This is a genomic window from Pseudomonas sp. FSL R10-0399 (genome assembly GCF_009600165.1).
Taxonomy (GTDB): domain Bacteria; phylum Pseudomonadota; class Gammaproteobacteria; order Pseudomonadales; family Pseudomonadaceae; genus Aquipseudomonas; species Aquipseudomonas helleri.
On the sequence record NZ_WIWK01000295.1, the window covers coordinates 1 to 506 of the forward strand.

Here is a 506-nt window from a genome sequence, read left to right on the forward strand (position 1 = left end):
GCCACGCTGATGACCGACCATCAGCACACAGCGCTGAACACGGGCTTCTTGACCCATCCGCGCCCCGATGGCGGAGCGCCTCGTGGCGAAGGCTTTGAATTGCGTACCGACGCCCACGGTGTGGTGCGGGCGGGCGGCGGCTTGTTGCTTACAACCCAGCTTCGCGCCCGCGCCGTCGCCCATCACACCGATCTGCCCGAATGCGCCGAGCAACTCAGCATTGCGCAGCAACATCACGCCACTTTTTCCCACCTGGCCCGCGACCATCTGGCCCAGGAAAGCGGCGATCAGGATGACGTCGCGCAGGCACTCAGTGACCAGCATGCGGCCATTCGCGGCACAGGCGGCAACCCGAGTGCCAACCAGTTCCCGGAGCTGAGCGAACCCTATCTGGTGCTGCACAGCCCTGCCGGAATCGCCAGCAGCACGCCGCAATCCACCCACTTGACCAGCGGCGAACACCTGGCCCTGACCAGTGGCGGCCACACCAGCCTGGCCATCGGCAA

At 66.0% G+C, this 506-nt stretch carries 1 protein-coding gene; it reads left to right on the forward strand.

The genetic code is table 11. The features are described 5' to 3' along the window. The coding region (locus GHO41_RS29510) for a type VI secretion system Vgr family protein (RefSeq protein ID WP_153435368.1) at positions 1–506 on the forward strand (506 nt) is incomplete at both ends.